The 22985-nt window shown below is 56.8% G+C and carries 18 protein-coding genes; 6 read left to right on the top strand and 12 right to left on the bottom strand.

Annotated elements, in window-relative coordinates:
• Positions 1-75: 75 nt before the first annotated feature.
• Together C8R31_RS02580 and C8R31_RS02575 are read left to right on the top strand one after the other, a co-directional pair.
• On the top strand, positions 76-1146 hold the full coding sequence (locus C8R31_RS02580) for a phosphotransferase (protein ID WP_107692490.1): 1071 nt from the start codon (positions 76-78) through the stop codon (positions 1144-1146).
• A 402-nt stretch (positions 1147-1548) separates the two neighbouring features.
• Positions 1549-2217 carry a hypothetical protein gene (locus C8R31_RS02575; RefSeq protein WP_107692489.1) on the top strand — a complete coding sequence of 223 codons (669 nt, stop codon included), beginning with the start codon at positions 1549-1551 and terminating at the stop codon, positions 2215-2217.
• A 120-nt stretch (positions 2218-2337) separates the two neighbouring features.
• On the opposite strand, the gene C8R31_RS02570 is transcribed toward C8R31_RS02575, so the two are convergent.
• The 5 genes from C8R31_RS02570 to C8R31_RS02550 form a co-directional block, all read right to left on the bottom strand.
• Positions 2338-2961: a DsbA family protein gene (locus C8R31_RS02570; protein ID WP_107692488.1), complete on the bottom strand. Its 624-nt coding sequence runs from the start codon at positions 2959-2961 to the stop codon at positions 2338-2340.
• Between the two features lie 127 nt (positions 2962-3088).
• Positions 3089-4903, bottom strand: a complete 1815-nt coding sequence (typA, locus tag C8R31_RS02565) for a translational GTPase TypA (RefSeq protein WP_107692487.1) — start codon at positions 4901-4903, stop codon at positions 3089-3091.
• A gap of 248 nt (positions 4904-5151) precedes the next feature.
• On the bottom strand, positions 5152-5451 hold the full coding sequence (locus C8R31_RS02560; RefSeq protein WP_107692486.1) for a helix-hairpin-helix domain-containing protein: 300 nt from the start codon (positions 5449-5451) through the stop codon (positions 5152-5154).
• 570 nt (positions 5452-6021) lie between these two features.
• Positions 6022-6819 (bottom strand): DUF4239 domain-containing protein, encoded by a 798-nt coding sequence (locus C8R31_RS02555; RefSeq protein WP_107692485.1) that lies wholly within the window; start codon positions 6817-6819, stop codon positions 6022-6024.
• 333 nt (positions 6820-7152) lie between these two features.
• On the bottom strand, positions 7153-8643 hold the full coding sequence (locus C8R31_RS02550; RefSeq protein WP_107692484.1) for an arylsulfatase: 1491 nt from the start codon (positions 8641-8643) through the stop codon (positions 7153-7155).
• Positions 8644-9518: 875 nt separating this feature from the next.
• On the opposite strand from C8R31_RS02550, the gene C8R31_RS02545 reads away from it, so the two are divergent.
• Entirely contained in the window at positions 9519-9962 is a 444-nt protein-coding gene (locus C8R31_RS02545; RefSeq protein WP_107692483.1) for a DUF2501 domain-containing protein, read from the top strand.
• Between the two features lie 245 nt (positions 9963-10207).
• On the opposite strand, the gene C8R31_RS15770 is transcribed toward C8R31_RS02545, so the two are convergent.
• The gene (locus tag C8R31_RS15770; RefSeq protein WP_146164533.1) at positions 10208-10399 is read right to left on the bottom strand and encodes a hypothetical protein; all 192 of its coding nucleotides are present in this window, start codon (positions 10397-10399) and stop codon (positions 10208-10210) included.
• 55 nt (positions 10400-10454) lie between these two features.
• Between C8R31_RS15770 and C8R31_RS02535 the strand changes: the two genes are divergently transcribed.
• On the top strand, positions 10455-10739 hold the full coding sequence (locus C8R31_RS02535) for a hypothetical protein (RefSeq protein ID WP_146164532.1): 285 nt from the start codon (positions 10455-10457) through the stop codon (positions 10737-10739).
• 6 nt (positions 10740-10745) lie between these two features.
• On the opposite strand, the gene C8R31_RS02530 is transcribed toward C8R31_RS02535, so the two are convergent.
• From C8R31_RS02530 to C8R31_RS02520, 3 genes are all read right to left on the bottom strand, one after another.
• Complete coding sequence (locus C8R31_RS02530) at positions 10746-11207, bottom strand: YMGG-like glycine zipper-containing protein (RefSeq protein WP_219907427.1); 462 nt, start codon at positions 11205-11207, stop codon at positions 10746-10748.
• 72 nt (positions 11208-11279) lie between these two features.
• Positions 11280-11780, bottom strand: coding sequence for a hypothetical protein (locus C8R31_RS02525; RefSeq protein WP_107692480.1), 501 nt, complete (start codon positions 11778-11780; stop codon positions 11280-11282).
• A gap of 365 nt (positions 11781-12145) precedes the next feature.
• Positions 12146-13558 carry a DUF2252 domain-containing protein gene (locus C8R31_RS02520; protein ID WP_107692479.1) on the bottom strand — a complete coding sequence of 471 codons (1413 nt, stop codon included), beginning with the start codon at positions 13556-13558 and terminating at the stop codon, positions 12146-12148.
• Between the two features lie 517 nt (positions 13559-14075).
• Here C8R31_RS02520 and C8R31_RS02515 point away from each other — a divergent pair.
• The gene (locus tag C8R31_RS02515) at positions 14076-15050 is read left to right on the top strand and encodes a hypothetical protein (RefSeq protein ID WP_146164531.1); all 975 of its coding nucleotides are present in this window, start codon (positions 14076-14078) and stop codon (positions 15048-15050) included.
• A gap of 429 nt (positions 15051-15479) precedes the next feature.
• Positions 15480-18233 carry a glucosidase gene (locus tag C8R31_RS02510; protein ID WP_107692806.1) on the top strand — a complete coding sequence of 918 codons (2754 nt, stop codon included), beginning with the start codon at positions 15480-15482 and terminating at the stop codon, positions 18231-18233.
• An 89-nt stretch (positions 18234-18322) separates the two neighbouring features.
• Here C8R31_RS02510 and C8R31_RS02505 read toward each other — a convergent pair whose 3' ends face one another.
• From C8R31_RS02505 to C8R31_RS02495, 3 genes are all read right to left on the bottom strand, one after another.
• Positions 18323-19171 (bottom strand): hypothetical protein, encoded by an 849-nt coding sequence (locus C8R31_RS02505; protein WP_146164530.1) that lies wholly within the window; start codon positions 19169-19171, stop codon positions 18323-18325.
• A gap of 164 nt (positions 19172-19335) precedes the next feature.
• The gene (locus C8R31_RS02500; protein ID WP_107692476.1) at positions 19336-20166 is read right to left on the bottom strand and encodes a bile acid:sodium symporter family protein; all 831 of its coding nucleotides are present in this window, start codon (positions 20164-20166) and stop codon (positions 19336-19338) included.
• Between the two features lie 315 nt (positions 20167-20481).
• The gene (locus tag C8R31_RS02495) at positions 20482-22836 is read right to left on the bottom strand and encodes an arylsulfatase (RefSeq protein WP_107692475.1); all 2355 of its coding nucleotides are present in this window, start codon (positions 22834-22836) and stop codon (positions 20482-20484) included.
• Between the last annotated feature and the right edge of the window lie 149 nt (positions 22837-22985).

The raw sequence follows: 22985 nt of genomic DNA, 5'->3' as shown, positions 1-22985 counted from the left end.
GTGGAGCACGCAGAACGGTAGCGATACGAGGGATCGTCCGCGGATTCAACAACGAGCCGGCCATAATAAAAACAAATGAAGCAGAAAATCCTTGCACGGCGCCCCAGCGATTTAACCATAGACTGGGCTCAACGAGTGGTTAAACATGGTTACCCCGACGTAATCGTATCGGATGTCACTACCGTCTCTGTTGATATCGGCACGACCACCCGAGTACGCCTTGCAATAGAACATGATGGTCCCGCAGCGCTGCCCCGGCGATGGTTTGTGAAGTTGCCATCGCTCGACTGGCGCGCGCGGCTCATCACGGCTTTGCCGGGACTGCTGCATACGGAGGTACGTTTCTACAAAGAAGCGGCGCATGCCGTTCCGCTGGCCGTCCCGGGATTTCTCGCGGCCCAGAGCAAGCCTGGGAGAGGCGCAACACTGGTTCTCGGCGATGTGACTGAAGCCGGGGCTACGGCGGGCCGACCAGGCGACGCCCTGACCCCGGCGCAAGCCACACTCGTCATTGAGCAACTTGCCCGTTTTCATGCTTTCTTTTGGAACAAGGTGGCGCTCGCACATACCTATCGATGGCTTGCCGGCCCGGTACGTCGGCTGGAGGATCACCTGGGCACAGCTCTGGCTGTGCCTCTGATGCAGCGCGGCCTGAAGCGCGCCGGAAAGCTTGTGCCCGCAGCGGTTAGAGGATGGGCCGTGCGTTATGCCCGGCATCGCCGCCAGGCAATGCGTTTTCTTTCAGATGGCCCGCAAACGCTTGTGCATCATGATTGTCATCCGGGAAATATATTTTGGCGCCAGTCCCAACCCGGCCTCCTCGACTGGCAACTGGTGCGCTTCGGCGAGGGAGTCGCGGATATTTCCTATTTTCTTGCTACGGCACTCAAACCCGAGGTGCGGCGGGCGCACGAAGCCCGTTTTCTGACAACCTATGCGCAAGTGCTCGCACAACATGGAATTACAGGGATTGATCCCGGCAGTCTGTGGCAGCGATATCGCGCGCACCTGGCCTATCCCTTCGAGGCCATGATTGTCTCGCTAGCGGTGGGGGGAATGATCGAGCCCGAGAGCAACCACGAGCTCATTCGCCGCGTAGCCGCTGCCGTAGAGGATCTGGACGCCTTTGCCGCGATACCGATCTGACACCGCGGCAGGTTGAATCGCGAGAATGTTCCAATAAATGGTCGACAGCTGAACGTCAGGCGGCGGCTGATGCGCCCCGTCGCTTACAGCGCAATCGCCGCCAGGGGAAGGTACTCAACGCACGAGGCTTTTAAATTACGTTACACTTGGTAATTGGTAAAAAGGCCGCTGCTGACGCGGTGTGCGTGAGAATACAAGCGAGGGCACGGGTGAGTGCTAAGGGCAAGCGTTAAGGTTGATCGTACACCCGCCCGCGGCGGGTGGGATGGCCCGCAGTTTGATTACTCGCGCATCGCATCGCAGGCTGGGGTGGGGGGCGCCACTTAACTTCCCGCGCTTGTACAGCGGTCCACGAAATGGATTTCATGATCTCAACCAAGAGGGACTGCTTCCGCAATCATAATGAGTGATACTCTCAGAACCGGGCTGGAGACAATTGATGCTGATTGCGAAAGCGCTGCGAACATAGAGCTGGAAAAGCTCTATGAAGACGCCGGCCACGACCAGAAATCCCGCCTGCCTTCCCCTCAAGCGGTGGAGGCAATCTGGCTCAGGCTTATTACCCGAAAAGAACGCGAGTTTATTCAGGAAATAGGCAGAGTGCTGAAACCGGAACCCGCGGCCCCGCATCCCAGGCCCAGCAAGGAGCTGATAGCGGACATTCAAATCCTGGTTGATTCCATGCTGGCTGACAGTCGTTACGTCGATCGCTTTCAGAATTTTTACCAGGAAGCAGCCAGGAACGCATCAAAACCCGAAGCCTCCTTCGATACCCAAGCTAAACGGATTGAATTGATCGACGCCGCTTATCGAACGGGCGTCCGGGATGCACTACGCCGGGCCCGGCAAAATATCCTCGCGGAATTGAACTTGTACGGGAGCCGGGAAGCACCCCAGGATGCAGATTTCCTCTCTACGTGGAGGCGTTATTCCACCTTGAGCCCATGGCGGTCTGTCGGTACCATTATCCTTCTAAGCTTAACCTCCTATCTGATCGCCTTCATCATCGCCAGCGATACCTTCCGCGCGTTGCTGGAACGCCTCGGGTTTTCAACTGGAACCGGCCTGTAGCCGCTGTCCAAGGTCACCCAGAAGCCCCGACCACCAACCGAAGATCAGCGAGGTTTCACCGTAGTTTTTTGATCGGTGGTTCAATTTTGCCAGCAGTTTTCCTGATCGCAGGCTTACAAGCTATGTATCCAGCCACTGGATGATTTTGGGATTTAATTCTTCGAGCGGGCAGTAGCCGCCGGAAATTAGCAAATATAAGGCCGCCTTCTGCCCTATCAGGGTTGGGAAGCCGCGCACACCCAGCTGACTCGCCCTGTGAAAATGACCTTGCGTCATGTCCCGGGCTGCGTCGGATTCAAACGCCTGCAGAAACTGCTGTGTCTCCAGCCCCACGTCCCCGGCGAGTTCGGCCAGGACCAGGGCATCGGTTACGTTTCTCTGTTCGACATAGAAAGCGGATTGCACTGCACGAAAAAAAGTGAAGATCGCTTCTGGGTTGAGCATCGAAACGACAACTACTGCTCGACAAGCAGGCTCGGTGTCGTAAATGAATCCCTCCGGCATCGCGCCCGCAAATTGGAAGGGCTGTCCCGTTACCCGATGCACAGCCTGCCAATGACCGAGGATCTCCTGCCGCTGGGGGGACGGTAGCGGGTGGCTGGTCCCCGGCCGCAACCCTCCCAGTAATAACTCCACTTTCAGGCGATGGCCATACGTATTCCGGACTTGCTCGATTACAGGTGCGAATCCCCAGCACCATGAGCACATGGGATCAGCGACATACCAGAGGATTTTTTCGTTCACGGCAGGTACGGGTTGCGCTCAATTGCCCGGACCGATGGGCGGACCGAAAACAGGCCCAGCCAGCAACCCGCGCGGATGAATGGAGGTAGCCCATGACGAACCAGGCCACCCCTACCCTTCGTTGGGACTACGCCGCTGCGCGTGAAGCTTTCTTGCGTTCATGTTCCTGCAGGAAACGCTTGCGGATGCGGATAGTTTTCGGGGTAATCTCCACCAGCTCATCGTCAGCAATGAATTCGATCGCGGATTCCAGAGTGAGCTGAATTGGCGGCGTCAGGGTCACTGCTTCGTCAGTTCCGGACGCACGTACGTTCGTCAATTGTTTTCCTTTTATCGGGTTGACGACCAGATCGTTGTCACGGCTGTGAATGCCAATTACCATTCCCTCGTACAAGCGGTCGCCCGGACTGACGAACATGCGCCCACGCTCCTGTAATTTCCAAAGCGCGTAGGCGACCGCTTCCCCCTGCTCTGCGGAGATGAGCACGCCATTGCGGCGGGCGGCAATTTCCGGCCGTAGCGGGGCATATTCGTCGAATACGTGACTCATGAGGCCGGTACCACGGGTCATGGTCATGAAGTCAGACTGGAATCCGATCAGTCCCCGCGCGGGAATACGGTAATCCAGCCGCACGCGGCCGCGTTCGTCCGAGACCATATCCTGCAAATCGCCGCGGCGCGCCCCCAGCGCTTCCATTACTGCGCCTTGATGCGCTTCTTCCACATCCACGGTAAGCATTTCGAAGGGTTCGCATTTAACCCCGTCAATCTCCCGCAGCACCACATGCGGACGGGACACAGCAAGCTCATAGCCTTCGCGACGCATGCTTTCCAGCAAAATGGTGAGATGCAGTTCGCCCCGGCCGGAAACCAGAAAGGAGTCGGTGTCGCCCGTTTCTTCCAGCTTCATCGCAACATTGGTGAGAAGCTCTTTTTCGAGCCGCTCGCGCAATTGGCGGCTCGTAACAAACTTGCCTTCCTTACCCGCAAAAGGCGACGTATTTACCTGAAAATTCATCGTCAGCGTGGGTTCATCCACAGCGGGCATCGGCAACGCTTCGGGCTGATTGATATCGGCAAGGGTTGCGCCGATACAGAGCTCTTCAATCCCATTGATCAAAACGATGTCTCCCGCCTGCGCCTCGTCCAGCTGCACACGCTCAATCCCGCGAAAACCCAGCACCTGGTTTACCTTGGCCTTCTTCGGCGTAGCTGCGCCAGCCATGACCATCACGTCCTGAGCAGGCCTGAGCCGGCCGCGACTGATGCGGCCTATACCGATGCGCCCGACAAAGCTGGAATAATCCAGGGCGCTGATCTGAAGCTGCAACGGTTCGTCGGCGTTGCCCGTGGGTGCGCTCACATGCTTGAGGATGACGTCAAACAGGGGGCGCATATCGGTACCGGGCTGTTTCAGGTCCGTGGTGGCGTAGCCGTTGAGCGCGGAGGCGTACACTACGGGAAAGTCCATCTGGTCTTCGTTGGCGCCCAGCTTATCGAACAAATCGAATGTATGATTCACGACCCAGTCCGGACGTGCGCCGGGGCGGTCTATTTTGTTGACCACGACAATGGGAAGCAGACCCAGCGCCAGCGCTTTTTTAGTGACAAAACGGGTCTGCGGCATGGGGCCCTCGACCGCATCCACTAGTAGCAGCACACCGTCAACCATTGACAGGACGCGTTCGACTTCGCCGCCAAAATCGGCATGCCCCGGCGTATCCACAATATTGATATGGACCCCTTCATAATCGACCGCGCAGTTCTTTGCAAGTATGGTAATGCCGCGCTCGCGCTCAATGTCACTGGAATCCATCACCCGATCCGCAATGTGCTGGTGCGCAGCGAAAGAGCCTGCCTGATGAAGCAGTTTATCCACCAGAGTCGTCTTGCCGTGATCGACATGAGCGATGATGGCGATATTGCGTATAGGACGGGACATAAAGGATTCCTTCGCCGGAGCGACAAAAGGGCGGCATTATACCAGTTGTGAAGAAGTACGCCCACACCTGATAGGGTTTATGGAGTCCCGGTCAGGAGTGTTTCAACAAGCAATAAACCAAAACCCCCGGACTAGCCGGGGGTTTTGCATGGTTTGACGTGCGCTGATGTGATTTAGTTCATATCAGGCTTGCATTCGGTGTCGAAGCACCTGTCTCCATGGACGTTTCAAAATGTGGCGGGCTGGTGTTACTTCGCTGCTGATTTTTCTTTCGTTTTCAATACCGTGGGCCCGGTAACCGTAACTTCCCTGTAGAGCTGCTTCATGTCGAGGTGCTGTTCATTTACGCCATCCACCTTCGCCAGGTCTTCGGTCGTCTTGAACTTGCCTGCTTTTGAACGGTAGTCGATAATTGCCTTCGCTTTGGCCGCCGTAATACCGCTCACCGTCTGAAGCTCTTCCTGTGTAGCGGTATTGATATTGACAGCCCCGAATGCCGTGCCGGCGAACAGCAGCGGTATGGCCATAATCATGAGTAGCTTGCGCATGTTTTTTCCTTTATGGTTTAAAATGAACAGCGGAAAGGTGTGTCAAAACCTTTATCCCGGTCCGACACCGAAAAGTATCGGATAAAGACTCACGTATCTTAACCTGATTTGGCATCGTTTTTAAAATTGCTATAGAGGCGTGCTCATTTGTGTCAATTAAGATACATATCGTGACCAGCATCACATCGGTGCCTGCTTACGGTGCCCCATCCAAATACCGAACTTCGGGCGCCTGTGCATTCCGCTGTCATTCGAGCCTGATGCTTCAATTATTCCGACCGGTTTGTCAGGACCTGTGCTGAATCTCTGAACGCGTCTTCCAAGTTCGCAGCTATTGACGCCTTGAGGCCGGTCAACGGCCGCTGTAGAACCATGAGAAAGTCGCTTCGTGGGCGATCAAGCGCGGCGATCAGCGTGATCACCAGCGGGAACGAGAGAGCCAGGATCCGTGCAGATCGCGATCCGGTGTCCGACTGCAATCATGCCCCGAATGACGATGAGTAGAGAATCAGCCAGACAATGCCGGTTACGGGTGCAGCCCCTCGCCGACAATATTCCCAAAATCATTGATCAGCGCCCCTGACCGGCATCTAGAGGAGCCTCCCCTCCCGCAGCCATTGATGCCTGGAGGTCGGTCAACGGCTTCTGTGGAACCCTGATAAAGTCGCTTTCCGGGCGGTCAAGCACGGCGATCAGCGCAATCACCAGAGAGAATGAGAGCGCCAGAAGCGACACTGCGCGCGACCTCCTGGCCGAGCCCGTGATGGCGGTCTGATATCCAGTGGCCATCATGCCGAGAATGACCAGGGCGTAGAGAACCAGCCAGATAATGCCGGGAATCTGCGCATGCAGTGCTACAGCTACACGCAAAGTATGAATATTGATCAGCTCGTTCAGCGATTCAATATAAAGCGCGGCAACGTCCGAGTTCATATCCTTGCGCGCGTTCTTGACCGCCGTGTCCCATAGTTGATGCTGGATTCGGCTGGACTCGCCAACACCTTTTTGCACCTGATTGAGGTCATGCGCCTGAGCTGCGTCCAGGCGATCGGCGACATATTTCCGTAAAAGCCCTTTCGCCTCCGCCCGATCCGGCTCCGGCAGGAAATCCGCCCGCAGCCAGGCGGTGCCAATTGCATTGGCCTCATCCCGCACCAGCGTTTTGCGATCGTTCAGCCGATCCGACGAAATCCCGAAGGTGAACGCCAGCATGAACCCCGCCAAGGCCAGGATGGCGCCAGCGATCGCGGATACCGCTGCTTCCTTCTCGTCCTCCGACCTCTGTCGCACCCGACGCCCGAGCCTGAATCCAGCCTCGATAGCGAGCACCACCACGATAATCGTTGCGACGAAAATCACCCAAACCATATTTATTCAATCCTCCTACGCCCGCTAACCACTTCGCCGTTACGATATTGCCGGCAGCAATACAAAAACATTCACCCCCGGCTCAAAATCGCCGCCGAGTTTTGTAACAACCTTAGCCAGGAGATCACGAATGACTGCGTTCCATCACGGGTTACAGCACACTGTTTCCAAGCACACCGCTTCCATCAACCACGATTGGTCGTTCCACCACAGCGTCGAAGAGCATACGTTCCCGAAACTCCTCGCGACTAACTTGCTCCTGCCCTACGCAATACAGCAGCGTCCGGCGCGACCGCCAGCCCCAGCTGGATCGCTTGAGATACAAGCAACTCGTCAATGTTTAGCGCCGCCGATTGCGTCCTGCAATGTTCTCATCACCTCGTCGAGATTGAACGCCGCCGGCTTCTGGCGCGGCGGGTACTTCACGAAGTTCTCGATCTGCTGCGCCACCAATCCCTGCATCTCGTAAATGATGAAGGCGTGGTCCAGGACCCAGTCCCAGTAGGTATTCGAGTTATCGTCGGCCCGCTCGAAAGGATCTCGGCGCAGATGGAAAATCTTGGGTCCCCGCAGCTTCACGAACGGCTCAAGCCAGCACATCATTCGCGTCGCTCGTTGCTCCATCAGTACAACTTTATAGTCACCCATGCGAATCGCAAGAATGTCGCCATCATCGCTGACGTAGAAGAAGAAATTCCTCGGGCTTTCCTTCGTGTCGCCGGTAAGGTAGGGCAGCATGTTGTAGCCATCGATGTGAACCTTGAAGGTCCTGCTGCCAGCCGTATGGCCATTAAGGAGCTTCTGTTTGATGTCCGCGTCCCCCGCGGCGGCGAGGAGCGTGGGCAACCAGTCCTGGTGAGTGACGATATCGTTGAGCATTGTGCCCGCCTTGATCTTGCCAAGCCACCGCACGAATGCGGGCACCCGCCACCCCCCTTCCCAGTTGGTGTTCTTCTCGGATCGAAACGGCGTGATCCCGGCGTCGGGCCAGCTGTTGTAGTGTGGCCCGTTATCCGTCGCGTATATGACGATAGTGTTATCGGCGATGCCCAATTCGTCCAGCTTGGAAAGCATCCGGCCCACATCCTCGTCGTGGGCAACCATCCGGTCGTTATAATCGCCTTGCCCACTCTTTCCCTTGTGCTTGTCGGCTACATGGGTGCGAAAGTGCATGGCCGAGGCATTCCACCAGACGAAGAAAGGCTTGCTCGCCTTGTGGCATTTGTCAATATAGCTGAGAGCGACGTCCGTTACCTCTTCGTCGATGGTTTCCATCCGCTTCTTGGTCAGGGGACCCGTGTCCTCAATCTTCTGTCCGCCCTTGCCGTCCGCCTGGGAGTGCAGCACGCCTCGGGGACCATAACGCTTCCTGAACTCCGGGTCCCGGGGGTAGTCCGGAAGTTCCGGCTCTTCTTCCGCGTTCAGGTGGTAGAGATTGCCAAAGAACTCGTCAAAGCCGTGCACGGTCGGGAGGAACTCGTCCTTGTCCCCGAGGTGATTCTTACCGAACTGGCCTGTTGCGTATCCCAGGGGCTTGAGCAGATCGGCAATGGTGGGATCTTCCTTTTGCAATCCAACGTTTGCGCCCGGAACGCCGACCTTGGTCAGGCCGGTACGAACCGGATTCTGTCCCGTAATGAAAGCCGCGCGCCCTGCGGTGCAGCTCTGTTGCGCATAATAATCAGTGAATCCGACGCCTTCGCTGGCCACGCGGTCGATGTTGGGGGTCCGATAACCCATCTGGCCACGGTTGTTGTAGCTTATGTTCCACCATCCGATGTCATCGCCGAAGAGGACCAGGATATTTGGTCGTGACGTTGCCATAAATACCTCCTTTTAGTCTGTTAGTTATCAGACCAGCGCTGAACTGGGATATAACTTGATAGACTGCTCAACCTTACACGGCCCTTGTTTATCCGCCATTACCGTGATGCTGCATGGCGGTCGCTCCACCCAAAGGCCATTGACAAAATTTGTCCTGCCCGGACCGCTGTAACTTATCTGCCCTGGGCAGCGTAAAAAAAATAATGAACGTCGAGCCCATGATCTAAAAATAGCAGTTTTTCAAATCATTACTGAAAAAACACCGGCGTCCTGGGTTGCGCCGAATTAAACGTAACCCGAAGGTATCCCGTATTCTGGGAAGTGACTCAGCATAGTCACCAGAAAGAATGAACGCGTCGAAAACGATACTTCCCGAAACTTCCTGGCCGAGGCCGCGATGGCGGTGTTATATCCGGTGGCGACCTTACCAGGAATGACTTCGGCATAGAGAGCCAGATAACGCAGGGAATCTGCTTTTGGTGTTTCCCCCCGAAACGCTTATCGGATGTCGGCTAGTGCATTTCGTGATCGAGGCGCGCGCCCGGTTTTGAGTCCAGGCAGTAACACCAGACTTGGTCTATAAAACGGTTAGGGTGATTGATAAAGTGCTTGGACCAAGGTGGCGTGCATTCCGGTCAACCGCGACGATTACGCCGCCTCTTCACCCGGTAGATACGGGAATCGCAACGTGGGGACTGGAAGGAACCGCGGAATACAAAAACAATATCCCGTCGTTTAGGCCCGCCCGCCCATGACAGATACATCGAAACGATGAGATGAGGGAGGCCGCAGTTGCGTAATCGAGGGCTTCAATCATGAAGCCGGAGGCTCTGTTATAAAAATGGAAATTCGGTCAACGATCCGGAGGAAAGCTAATGAATATTTTCAGACGCCCACTGTTAACGAGCATCGGTATTGCAGTTGCGATCCTTTCAGGTTCCATTGCCGCCCAAGGCTTGGACCAGTTGAAAGATATCACCCGCGGAAGTGGACTCGGCGGCGCGGCCTCGTCGTTGGGATCGTTGTCCTCCATCACATCGGGAAGCACAGGTAATGCCGCAGGGATAATCGACTACTGCGTGAAGAACAATTACCTGAGCGGCGGTAGCGCTTCTTCAGTCAAGGATCAGCTTATGGAAAAGACGACCGGTGCTGGAGATCAACCCGCCGAAAGCAACCCCGACTACATCAGTGGCGCTCGAGGTATTGTGACCGGCAGCAGCGGCCAGAGTGTGGATCTGAGCATGGCTGGGCTGAAGGGTAAGGCAGTGAAAAAGGCATGCGAAAAGATACTCGACCAGGCTAAGTCGATGCTTTGATCAGCCTGCAGTTGTCGATCTAATGTCAGAGGGACACCGGGGGCATCCTTCGCATGGGTGAGTGATGCGTAACCCATGCGAAGGATGCCCGTGCGGCCAGTTCTGCCCAGTACAGTTTACGACCCGACGCTCGGCGGCGACTCCGTAATTTTATTGAGGAGAAATCGAAGCCCCAACCATCGATCATGGCCATCTTCCATAGCTCGCCCGCGACACGGCCGTTGACTCAACGGCTCGTACGCCGGTTAGTCGAACTCGGGGAGCGGCCATGTGTGCTGAGCGATCAAGACGAGGAGAAACAAGAAGAGGCGGTCAGCTACCAGTTGCTTGGTCTTGGGGCAGTTAGCCAGAAAGATCAGTTCCCCAGGAGAAAACGTGGGTTTGCTGATGCCCAACGTCACTGAAACCATCTGCCTGATTTTTGGCATGAGTGCCATGGGGCGCACACACCTGCCATGCTTAACTACACGGCAGGTAGCGCTGGAATGCAGAATGCATGCCTCACCGCCGGGGGTGCAAACCATCCTCATATCGCGCGAGTTCGTTGAGGCAGCAAAGTTAAAGCCTGACCTGGCCAATCTAGAAAATGTTCAGATCGTCTATCTGGAAGATCTGCGCGTGCAATTCGGCCTATGGGACACCCTTTGGCTCATGGGCTTTGCATGCTGGATGCCCGCCTGGGCCGTGTCGCGAGGCAGACCAGATGACCCGGCTCACTCTGCCCGACGTTGCCATATGGTTGCGATAGGTCCCTCAACCCGGCAACGCCATGGTTGATTGTCTTTACTTCACTGTGTAACCCTTGCCTTCAAAGCACGCGCCATAGGCGCGCTGATATTGCTGTTTCTGTTGGTCTGCAGCGTGCTGCTGTTGGCTGGTGGCCTGCTCATAATTGTCCTGTTTACGCCGTTGCCTTGCCCCACCCGCCATGGTCCCCGCCACGGCGCCAATCGCAGCGCCCGCGCCGGCGCCACCAGCAATGGCACCAATTATCGCTCCGCCAGCTGCGCCGCGGGCGGCGCCTTTTACCCGCTCGCCTTCATGTTGCGGTGGTGGCGGCGCCGCGTACTGGGTTCCTTGCGCCGGATCATAGCCCGTCTGCTTCTTGGCCCATGCGTAGCACTCCTTTTCATCCTTCTGCTGTTGCGCTGCCGACTGCCCTTTTTTCGGGTAGATAACCTGCTGCGCAATTGCCGGAGCGCTGGCGAGCGCGGCCAGCACCGCGACTGACATTATCGATTTCAAGATCATTTTCCTGCCCTCCTCGTCTATTTAAAAAATTCCGTCCACCTTGAGATAGCCCGGCGGCTTCCTGGCTCAATACACCAACGGAATTGCAGAAGCGAGTTCATAGCGTACGATGGCGCGAAGCTTGTTCTCGATCTGAAGGTAACGTGCCACCTTTACCCCAGAAAGAACCTTGCTGAGCTTGGGCACGTAAGACTTCTTCAACTTGGCTTCATCCACATCGATATCAATCGCTTCATCAATAAGTTTGCGTGCCGTCTTGTCCATTAGCGCACCCTTGTTGTAGGCCAGGGCGTATTCGTTGATTACCTTGGCCATGCGCTCGTTGAGCTTGTGCAGATCCGCCTGATAGGCCTCGTATACCGGCCAGAAACCCTTTGCCTCCTCCTCGCTCAGGTCCATATTCTCCGCAACAATAAACTTCTTGTCCGCGCGCACCTTGTCGCGCAATATTTCCATATCACTGGCACCTGCCTGTGTGTCCTCAGCGCCAACCGCCGGCAGGGCCAATGTCGCAGCCAGGATCAGAAGAATAGTCCGCAGCATGTCCCACGAATAATTTCTTATCATTTTTGCCTCCATCAAAAGTAACGGGTAACAGGTTGAGCTTTATTTACCTGTAGTCGATCAGGCATCCATTAAAATTCAGTATAGCAGCGGGTCAACTAAATGCCTCTGCTTCACCTGCACACCGGATGAGATGTGTCGAGGGCTCGTGGCTGGCTGGTGGCTAGTACCCGCTTTATCGCCACAAAGCGACATGTATCAGTTAAAAAAAGCCGGATAGAACGGACTTTCGTGCTGCATATGGCGGTCAGCAAGGGTTGCGGCGTCCATTTTGAAGCTAACAAGAGAATATGCCCGCTGCAAAAGACTCAGATCAAGTTTAACTGTCATCTTACGCTTTCCATTCCACGTCCCAGCAAACCCGACGGCTATTCTTCAACGATAGCTTGCACTCGTCCCGAGCGCATCGCTTTCACCAGGGCCGCATGATCCTTTTCGGTCTGATCCGCATAATCCATGGAAAAATCTCCCAGCGCCTGGTCGAACGTATCGCCTTTGCCCAGGTAACCGCTGATGGTCGCAGCATCCCCGGACTTGGCATGGGCGCGTGCCAGAGTCCATCCGCAGAGCCCGGCGTAGCGCTTGAATTGCACAGCTGATGCTCCCTCGACGGGGACCGACATCTTCATGTCCCGTAATTGCCGTACAAAATAATGGTAGCCCTGCCGTCCTCGCGTCCAGCCCAAAAAAATGTCGCTGGACGACTGCATCAGGCGTTGTCCCATGACGACGCGCTGGCCTTGATTGTCATGGCGGCTCTTCCCGGCATACGGTTCGAGGACCGAGCGGCAGGCTTCCTTGAATTGAAGCATCAGGGGATGGTTTTCTTCGTCGAAAAACAGCCCGATGAAGCAGCGCGTTCCGACGCTGCCAATGCCTACCACCTTAAGTGCAAAGTCTTCCAGGCGATAGCGATCCAGCAACACGCGGCGCTCGTCGGAAAGCGACTCCCGGTAGGCAGCCAGGCCCTCGCGCACCCGCTCCTCGAAGTCTGGTTCGGCCACGTGAAAAAGGAGCGGGGGTTGATCGACCAGTTGATGGCGCCCGCCCGCCCTGCTTGCGATCTTGGGAAAGAGGTTTTCGACGATACGTTCGCGGGCTTTTTCCGCGTATCGTTGGCGCGTCTTTTTCGCCTGTTCATCCGGCGCCATTGCAATAAGGGTTTCCGCATCCAGGCGCGCATACCAGACTTCCAGCGGACTCATCCGCGAATACTCGTGCAGGCGTTCCCGGTAGGCTCGCGCGCATTCCAGCACGACTTTGCGGTTTTCTGCATCCGACAACCGGTTATCCCGTCCGGCGACCGCAAAACTGACGGCCAGCCGCTTGACGTCCCATTCCCAGGGGGCGGGAAGGGTTTCATCGAAATCGTTGATATCGAAGACCAGGTTGCGCTCCGGTGTAGCGAACAAACCGAAATTCAGCAAATGGCAGTCCCCGCAGGCTTGTACCCGAATGCCCGTGCTTGGGGTACTGGCAAGATCGTAGGCCATGAGCGCCGCGGAACCGCGCAGGAAAGTGAAGGGGCTGGCAAGCATGCGGCCGTAGCGTATTGGCACCAGTTCAGGCAGTCGATCCCGATTGGATTCTTCCAGGATATCGATCGGATCGAGGCGCTTCGCCGGTGGGTTCCACTTGGCGTGACTCGATCGCGGCAGATTTTCGCGCAACGCCTTGCCTGCCGCAATACGTTCTTCCCAGGAGTGAAAAACCGGGGCAGGCTCTGCTTGACTGACTTCAGTCTCGGATTTTGGAGGTCTTTTTTTGACGGTTGCCCTCATCAAGTCCCTTTTGGAATTAAGTTAGGTGAAATTTAGTTGGATGCGCGCGCGTTGGATATCTTCTCAACCTTACACCGACACCGGACATACATACCTTCCGGAGCCGTATCCAGGATGGCCGGCGGATGTTCCCTCTGTTGACAGGGGGGCAACTCGCCCCCATCCGGTTTGGATATGGCGCGGGATTGGCAGGTCGTACTCCTATTGTAGATGGGATAGGGCCCGGTTGCTCCATGCCGCCAGTTGGCTCGCCAATCTCGGCGACGTCATCCATCCTCGTTAACCATCGGCAAGCCAAACTGTCGCCCGATACCAATCGTCCGTGGCACGGCATTCCCGCTCCCCTACCGCGTAGTATCATGTTTTTTCGTTGGCGCATTTTCCAGCGGTGAGGCGATGAGCACGCTAAACTAAAATCGTTACGATTTTCCTCACGAACCGGGGAAATCCTGTGGAAATCAACGAGCCCTTCCTGGCAGGCAGAGGTACAGAGAGCACTACATTCGAGGGGAACTGCGTGAGGAGATCGCGATATGGCATCACCAGCACCTGCGCCTGGGTTTTAGGGGTGGTATCACTGTATGCGGCGACCCCCTCCGCAGCGCTGGGGCAGGAACCATCACCACAGATACCGAGAAGTAGCGGGGTGCCCCTTGCGCCGCAGAATGGCATCGAAGATCCTGCAAAAGAACCCGATGCCGTGCCCGGGGCGCCGCGCGTCCTGCGCAGGCTGGGGCCCCAGGAGATGACGCCGGAGCAGCGGGAAGAGGCGGAGCGTCTCAGACAACTGGCCGCAAAGTATGGGACCGATCCTACTGCAATCGTGGGCCGAATACAGCTGTCTTCCGAATACCTGGGCCTCTCCCACGGAGCGCGAGGCGTCAATAACATAGCCCGTGTCGATCTGCCCTTCAGGGGGAACTACCTGCTCCGCGTAGATGCGCCGGTCTTTGCCTGGAGCGATCCGAACCGTGCCGGCACCTCCAGCGTCCAAGGGTTCAGCGACCTCGCCGTCACGGCCGCGTGGCGCGCCTACAACACGCCTGAATATGCTGTACTGGTCGGCGTGACATCCACTTTCCCCACCGCGACCGAGCCCGGGTTAAGCCTCGGCAAATATACCGTCGGCCCGACCATCGCCACAGCCCGGTTTCTCCCCAAATGGGACTCTTTCCTGGTGGGGTTATTCACTCAACAGGTCTCTGTCGGGGGCGAACCTGCCCGAAGCTCTGTTAACGTTTCGACGGCAGCAATGCAGCTCAATACGTTTTGGGGCCAGCACTGGTGGAGCATCGCGCATGCAAACTGGAGGGTCGATTGGGAGCGGAGCGCCAAGAGCAGTATGGTCCTTGAACTTGAACTCGGACGGAATGTAGTGGGAAGATTCGGAGTGTTCGTGCGTCCCGGGGTTGGCGTCTGGGGACAGGACCTTCCCGGTGCTTACGCGTGGAATATCAATGGTGGCGTCCGTTACATGTTCCGGAGTTTCTAGCGATGAGCGTGACTTCGGGGAAATTGGAATTGACGGCGGATTTTTCCCTCGGCGTCCAATGGTCAGAAACGCTGTTCGTCTTTACTTGATTTTTCGTCCATAAGCTGACTCTCAAGAAGTTTTGCCCCATCACTATGCAGTGCCTGTCGATGCCTTTCTGGTATCGCCAAATGACCCGAAGACCTATTGCCCGGGCCTCCGCGCTTTGTGGAAATGATTACATGGGCAGCGCCTTTTATCCACCCAAGTCCAAATTCCACACTCATGTACGAACATGGTTGACTGAGCTTATGGCGACAGCTTGAATCTGCATCTACAATAGAAACTAATAATGTGTGTTTTGGGACGAACATTCATCCCTTCTATCGCTCCTGGAGATAAACAGGTCCGGCATTGCCGGCAGAACAGAACTGGATAAAAGAGGCGTTCATGGCCACGAATGAAGAAGCGAAGCGGCTTGAGGCTGCGCGCACGGAGAACGTTCCGTGGAAGAAGTGGGGGCCCTATCTAAGTGAACGGCAGTGGGGTACGGTCCGCGAGGACTTCAGCGAAAACGGGGATGCGTGGAATTACTTCTCCCACGATCAGGCGCGCTCCAGAGCATACCGCTGGGGGGAGGACGGGTTAGCGGGCATTTCCGATGACAAGCAGCACCTCTGCCTTGCGCTCGCACTGTGGAACGGCAAGGATTCCATTCTGAAGGAACGCCTTTTTGGGCTCACGAACAGCGAAGGCAACCATGGCGAGGACGTGAAGGAATACTATTTTTATCTCGACAGCACGCCGACCCATTCTTACATGAAGTACCTGTATAAGTATCCGCAGGCAGCCTATCCTTACAATGACCTGCTGTCGACAAACCGGCAGTGCACCCGTGATGAAATGGAGTACGAACTTATTGATACGGGCGTGTTCAACGATGACCGTTATTTCGACGTCTTTGTGGAATACGCCAAGGGCGGCCCGGAAGATATTCTGGTTCAGATCACCGCCATAAACAGGGGCCCGGATGCGGCCGAGTTGCATATTTTGCCGACCCTATGGTTCCGAAACGACTGGGCGAAGTGGATTGCCAGGCCATCCAAAAGACCGGATATAAAGCAGAACGCCCTTTCTGAGGGTATCACCGCGGTCGAAGCTGCGCATGAGACTCTGGGTTCATACCACCTCTACTGCGAAGGCGATGTACAACTGCTCTTTGTCGAGAACGAAACGAATTATGAGCGCGTCTTCGGAACGCCCAACCAGACTCCCTTTGTGAAGGACGGAATCAACGACTACATAGTGAATGGCCGCCAGGCCGCGGTGAACCCCGACAAGAATGGAACCAAGGTCGCGGCACACTACGAGCTTAAGGTAAGTCCTGGACAGTCAGCGATAGTGCGGCTGCGTCTAACCACCACCAAGGCCAGCGAGACCAATGCCGCGCAGGACGCAAACGCCATCGGCGCATCCCTCTTCGGGAAAGATTTTGAGGAGACCCTCACTGCGCGACGGCGGGATGCGGATGAGTTTTACCGCTCGGTGACGCCGCGGTCAGTTTCTCCTGATGCCGCCAACGTGATGCGCCAAGCGATCGCCGGCATGCTCTGGTCAAAGCAGTACTACTACCTGGATGCGAATCAGTGGCTGGAAGAGCACCACGCTCACCCCCTTCATCGAGGCAGCCGTGATTTCCGAAATCGGCAGTGGTTTCACATGGTCAATGAGGACATTATCTCCATGCCCGACAAGTGGGAGTACCCATGGTACGCGGCCTGGGATCTCGCCTTCCACACATTGCCGATCTCGATTGTGGACCCCGACTTCGCAAAACAGCAGATGGAATTGATGCTTCGCGGCCACTACCTCCACCCCAGCGGCCAGCTCCCCGCCTATGAGTGGAACTTCAGCGATGTGAATCCGCCCGTCCACGCCTGGGCGACCCTGTTCCTGTACCGTACCGAGCAGGCCCTGCGCGGCGAAACTGACGTCGATTTCCTCAAGTCTGCATTCACCAAGCTCCTGCTGAATTTCACCTGGTGGGTGAATCGCAAGGACCGCTTTGGCAAGAACGTCTTTGAGGGCGGCTTCCTCGGCCTCGATAACATCGGCGTCTTCGACCGCAGCGCACCGCTTCCCACCGGAGGCTACCTCGAGCAGGCGGACGGGACGGCGTGGATGGCCCTCTTCACGCAGAACATGCTGGAACTCGCCCTTGAGCTGACTTCCTACGATCAGACCTACGAGGACATGGCCTTCAAGTTCGTGGAGCATTTCCTGTATATCGCCGCGGCCATGAACCAGCCTGGAGCGGACGGCATGTGGGATGAGGAAGACGGCTTCTACTACGACCTGCTGCGGCTTCCCGATGGCAGCGCCACCCGGCTCAAGGTGCGCTCGCTGGTGGGGCTTCTGCCTCTTTGCGCCACCACCGTGATCGAAACGTGGCAGCGCGAGCGCACGCCGCAGACAATGGCCTTGTTTACGGAACGCTTGCGCCAGATGCCGGAACTCCTCGAGTCCATCCATCCCACCGGCACGGGTCATCTTGGCGTGGCCGACCGGGGGATCATGGCCCTCGTCAATCCGGAGCGGCTTCGCCGCATTCTGTCGAGAATGCTTGATGAGAACGAGTTCCTGAGCCCCTACGGCATTCGCTCGGTCTCCAAATTTCATGCGCAAAACCCATACGTTTTGGAGGTGGGCGGCCAGGAGTACCGCGTGGACTATCTGCCTGCCGAGTCGAACACGGGCATGTTCGGCGGCAACTCGAACTGGAGGGGGCCGATCTGGATGCCCGTGAATGCCCTCATCATCCGGGCGCTGCTGCAGTTTTATCTGTACTACGGTGACAACTTCAAGATTGAATGCCCCACCGGTTCAGGCAACATGATGAACCTCTTCGAGGTTAGCAAGGAGATCGGGGACCGGTTGACCGGCATCTTTCTGCGCAATGAACAGGGCAGCCGCCCGGTGTATGGAGGAACAGAGAAGTTTCAGAACGACCCGAACTGGCGCGACCACATCCTGTTCTACGAGTATTTTCATGGCGACAACGGCGCCGGCCTCGGTGCAAGCCACCAGACGGGTTGGACCGGTGGCGTAGCAAAAATAATCCAGCTCTTTGGATTTCTCGATGCTCAAAGCGCGCTCCAGCAAGGAAAAGCCGCGGCATTCATACATCGGGACACAACGAAGTGACGCACCGATCTGAAGCATGGGCCTATCGGGATGATCTGCGAGGTCGGTAGATCAAGGGTGATCAGATACTGAACGAGACGCGCCCCCCATTAACGGTCCACCTCCTTATCAGCACGAACCATCTTCCGGTCTACCAATTCAATAGGTTGCTCCGGCGGAAAGCCAAACAATGACTCGAACTCACTTCTGCTCAGCAATTTCGCGACCTCGTGCAAATAGATATTAATTGCTACGTTTATCTCGGCTGCAGCCTGCTCGCCGGGCGTCAGGTTGATTTTCGCTTCCGCCTCAAGCTGCAATTCTGCACCAAACCGTTCTCGTAGCGCTTTCAGTTCCGCAAAACGGGTCGGTGGAAGAATCCGCCGGGCATCTCTATCGAAATCGTCGTCACCATTGTTTGTCATTTCATCGCGACCTCCACCTCCCCCTCCCCCGCTCCCACCGCGGACAGGGTTTGCAGTACAACTCGTTTTCTTGTCGTTCCAGGCTTCTTTCTCCCGACCGTACATCCGGTAAAAGAATACACTTGCCTTGTACCCATTTGAGCCAGCTGTTGTCAACGGAACACCCGTCCTGTCTTTTGATGCCCAAAGTACCTGATTGGCAAGTTGATGACAAACACCGTCAGCACCGTATGTAAATATTGTTCCCCGTGCGGAGCTATCTACTCGTGAATCGGCGTTGGGCCGTACCAGGCACTCAGCGAATGGAACGTTCACCGTGCCTGAGCGCAGAGGGGTGGCCGGATTTCCATCGGCGTGGAAGCTGCCCCAACAAAACCAGTAACGCTCCCCGAGCGCGTCGACGGACTCGACATCGGGCAACGGTGTAACTTGATTATCGTAAGTGGTCACCCAGGTGTGATCGACAGGCGCACCTGACACGAACGCTGGTGTTACCCAAACATAAGCCGTTCGCATGATCAAGGCATTGCTCATATTCATCCCCACTAAATCTACGGAAGAAATTATCTTCGTCGTCCCACAATCCAAGTGTAGATCATAACAAGACGCAGGTATAGTTCACGTCCTGCTGCTGTCGAGGATCCCCAACGGCATAGGAATGATAACTGGCAGGGCACTATCCTCACTGTTGCGCTGCATCAGTATTTGATCGCGCCGCCGCCTATGCTTTTACGTAGGGACGCGCGCCAGCGCATATAAGGGATAGCCGCCAAGTTGGAAAATAACAAGTAGGCTGCGACGACCGGCAGCGGCTTGATGCCGGGAGAGTTCAGCGAGGCTATAAGCAACACGAGCGCGGGAAAGCGACTCGCACAAGCGATGGCCAGCGCGGTACGGTCGTTCGGATCTGGTCCGCCCAGGGCATGGCCGATCCCCAATGCGGCAAATGTCATCATCACAATGATCGCGAACGCCGAGGGGCCCACTGCAAGAATAGCGGAGAGATTGGTCGCCACAATGAGCACAACCAGACCTAACAGAATGATGTTTCCCGTGTTGATAATCGGGTCGCTGATGCGCTCGGCCAGCGTCGGCGACAGGTGGCGCGCCACCATGCCGGCGAGCAGGGGCACGAGAAATGCCGTCGAGATCGTGTAGGCTACCTCACTTGCCGCGATGCTGGCGGATCTGTGGAAGATGGCGCTGAGGATGGTGAGCGAAACCGGTACGGTGACGATTGCGAGCAACGCCGCAATGACCGACAGACTATAGACATAAGACGGGTTTGCGCCGAGCTTGAACAACGTCTTCGGCAGCAGGGGAGCGCCGGCCGAGATAGCCATCAGCAATACCGCACTTCCCACCACCCGAGGCGCCGGGAAAACGAGCACAAGCAGCATGGCGGCCAGCGGCGTCAGCACATACATAGCGAGCAGCGAACGCGAGAGCAGCCCCGGCCGGCGCAACAAGTAGGCGACGTCCGCCCAGGCTGCCTTGAGGCCAACGCGAATATGGTCGTGAGGATGCATGCTTTCAGCACCAACCCGAGGATTTGTGCAAGAGACAAGTCCATCGACACAATCTCACTGTTTGGCGAGGGCGATGTGCATCCGGGCTTGGTAATCCTCGACGTGCCCGCCGCTCCCGTCGACAATGACCCGTTTGATCGCGCCGGTAAAATGGAAGGTCCGCTTCTCCGTCAGGACAAGCGGATGGAGAAACAGACACGCCCCTCAGCACTTGTAAGCCATGCAATTGGGGTCGTAAATCCTCCTTGTTTCGTTCCTTTTGTCGGGCGATTGCAGAGGATCGGCAGCCCGACCTGGTTTGGCGATCCAATGTGCTTACTGCCGCGCCATAATGATTTTCAAGGCCTGTTCATCGTCCTTGATCAGCTCTCCGCTCACGTCCACAGTCGCGCTATAAAGCGTGCCGGTGAACTTGAACGGCGGCTCGTACTTGTCCCAAACCGGAGAGCCAGTGTCGGCACCGCATACAATGCCACCGCCGATACCGAGCATGATTGGCATCGTCACAGGAATGTCGACTTGCCCGACCATCTCGCCATCGATGTAGAGCTGCCCGCTTCCCGGCACACCCTTGCCGTGCTTGATGTCCGGAGCGCCGGTCACCTCGAACTCGAAGCGCAGCTCGTGGCGTCCCTCTGGAACCGGGACGTTTGATTCAGCGTGAAAGAACTGGTTGCCGACATAGTTGTAGACGTAATGGAGCTTGCCGCCCTGCACATAGAAGGCATATCCGGCCTGGACATCGCCGGCTGAGAGCAGCGCCCCTTCCGCGCCACCCTTGGGAATCTCGACATCGGCCGTGATACTGTGGGGTCGGTTCACCACATTGGGGCCTGCGTTCGCTGGAATCGCTTGTGTGCCCGGATAGTAGGTATAGCTGGTCCGCCCGACCGCAATCTGGGGACGCTCGTCAGCAAAGCGCAACGTGCCGCGGCTGTCTATCGGCAGGACATTGTACTTGCCAGCCTCGACATACCACATGGCGATCAGCTCGATGAGTTTCGCCCGGTTCTCAGCTGCCAGGTCGTGATTTTCCGCAACATCTTCCGTGATGTGATACAGCTCCCAGCCCTTGGCATCCAGTTCGGTCAGCTTATCCTTGTCGATCGGCGCGCCGAAGAAGGCGCCCGACTCCTTGAATGACGTCCCCGGCCATGGGCATACTGCACGCCAGCCTTCGTGGTAGATCGACCGGTGCCCCATCATCTCGAAGTATTGGGTGAGGTGCCGGGTGGGAGCGTCGGCGTTGTCCAGCACGTGCGCGAAGCTGTGGCCGTGGATCGGGGACTGGGTCACCCCCGCGATGGAGGCGGGGGCGTCGATACCGAGCATCTCGAGCACGGTGGGAACCATATCAATGGCGTGGGCAAACTGCGTACGCACCTCCCCCTTCGCCTTGATTCCCTTCGGCCAGTGCACGATGAACGGATCGCTGATGCCACCGCGGTAAGTCTCGCGCTTCCAGCGCCGGAACGGGGTATTCCCCGCGAAGGTCCAGCCCCACGGATAGTGATTGAAGGTCGACGGCCCGCCCAGCTCGTCGATCTTCTCCAAATTCTCTTTCAGCGAATCTTGCACGTTATTGAAGAACTTGATCTCATTGACCGATCCGGACGGTCCGCCTTCCGCGCTGGCGCCGTTGTCCGAGATGAACATGATGATCGTATTTTCCCATTCGCCGATCGTCTTCAGGAAATCGAACAGGCGGCCGTAATGGTAGTCGGTGTGGGTCAGGAACCCGGCGAAAACCTCCATCATCCGGGCATAAAGCCGCTTCTCTTCTGGCGACAGTGTGCCCCAGTCCGGCACGTCCGGATCGTGGCGCGAGAGCTGTGCGTCCTGCGGAATGATGCCCAGTTCCTTCTGCCGCGCAAACGTCTTTTCGCGATACGCGTCCCAGCCGTCGTCGAATTTGCCCTTGTATTTGTCGGCCCACTCCTTCGGCACGTGATGCGGTGCATGCATCGCGCCGGGGGCAAAGTGGAGGAAGAAGGGCTTGTTCGGTGCAACCTGCTTGGAGTCGGCAATGAAGCTGATGGCCTTGTCGACCAGATCCTCTGTCAGGTGGTAACCTTCCTCCGGCGTTTTCTCCGCCTCAACGCTGTGGTTGTCGTATATCAGCTCGGGGTAGTACTGATGCGTATCCCCGCCGAGAAAACCATAATAACGCTCGAAGCCCCGTCCCAGTGGCCAGCGATCGTACGGGCCTGCCGCCGATATCTGATCTGCGGGCGTCAGGTGCCATTTCCCAATCGCATAGGTATTGTAGCCGTGCTGGAGCAGCATCTCCGAGAGGAACCCGTTCTCGAACGGGATGTTGCCGTTTCCGCTCGGATAGCCGGTGGATCCCTCGGTGATGCAGGACATGGCGTTGGAGTGATGGTTGCGTCCCGTCAGGATGCAAGAGCGGGTGGGCGAACACAGCGCCGTGGTGTGCATATTGTTGAAGAGCAGGCCCCCTTTCGCCAGCGCGTCGATGTTCGGCGTCTCGATGGGACTGCCATAACAGCCCATCTGGGCGAAGCCGGTGTCGTCCTGCACGATGAACAAAACGTTGGGTGCGCCTTCCTTGGCGCGCAGCGGTCGGGGCCAGGCCGGGCTGGAGACATCGAACGTTCGGCCGAGGGTGCCGGGAAAAGCGGTTCCGGGTGTGTATTCGTTGAGTGCCATGTTCCTGCCTCCCTGATTTTTTTTGTAACTTGTTATGCCAGTCCGCTCAGGCGTCGAACCGTACGCACCAGCTCCGTTAGCGAAAGAGAATGGCTGGACGAACCACGGGAAAGAGAATGAGGGACGTCAGGCCATACTTCAGACTAGCA

The sequence above is a fragment of the Nitrosospira sp. Nsp2 genome, assembly GCF_003050965.1.
Lineage (GTDB): Bacteria > Pseudomonadota > Gammaproteobacteria > Burkholderiales > Nitrosomonadaceae > Nitrosospira.
The sequence above is the reverse complement of the archived record's forward strand: the minus strand, read 5'-3'. Positions and strand labels throughout refer to the sequence as shown.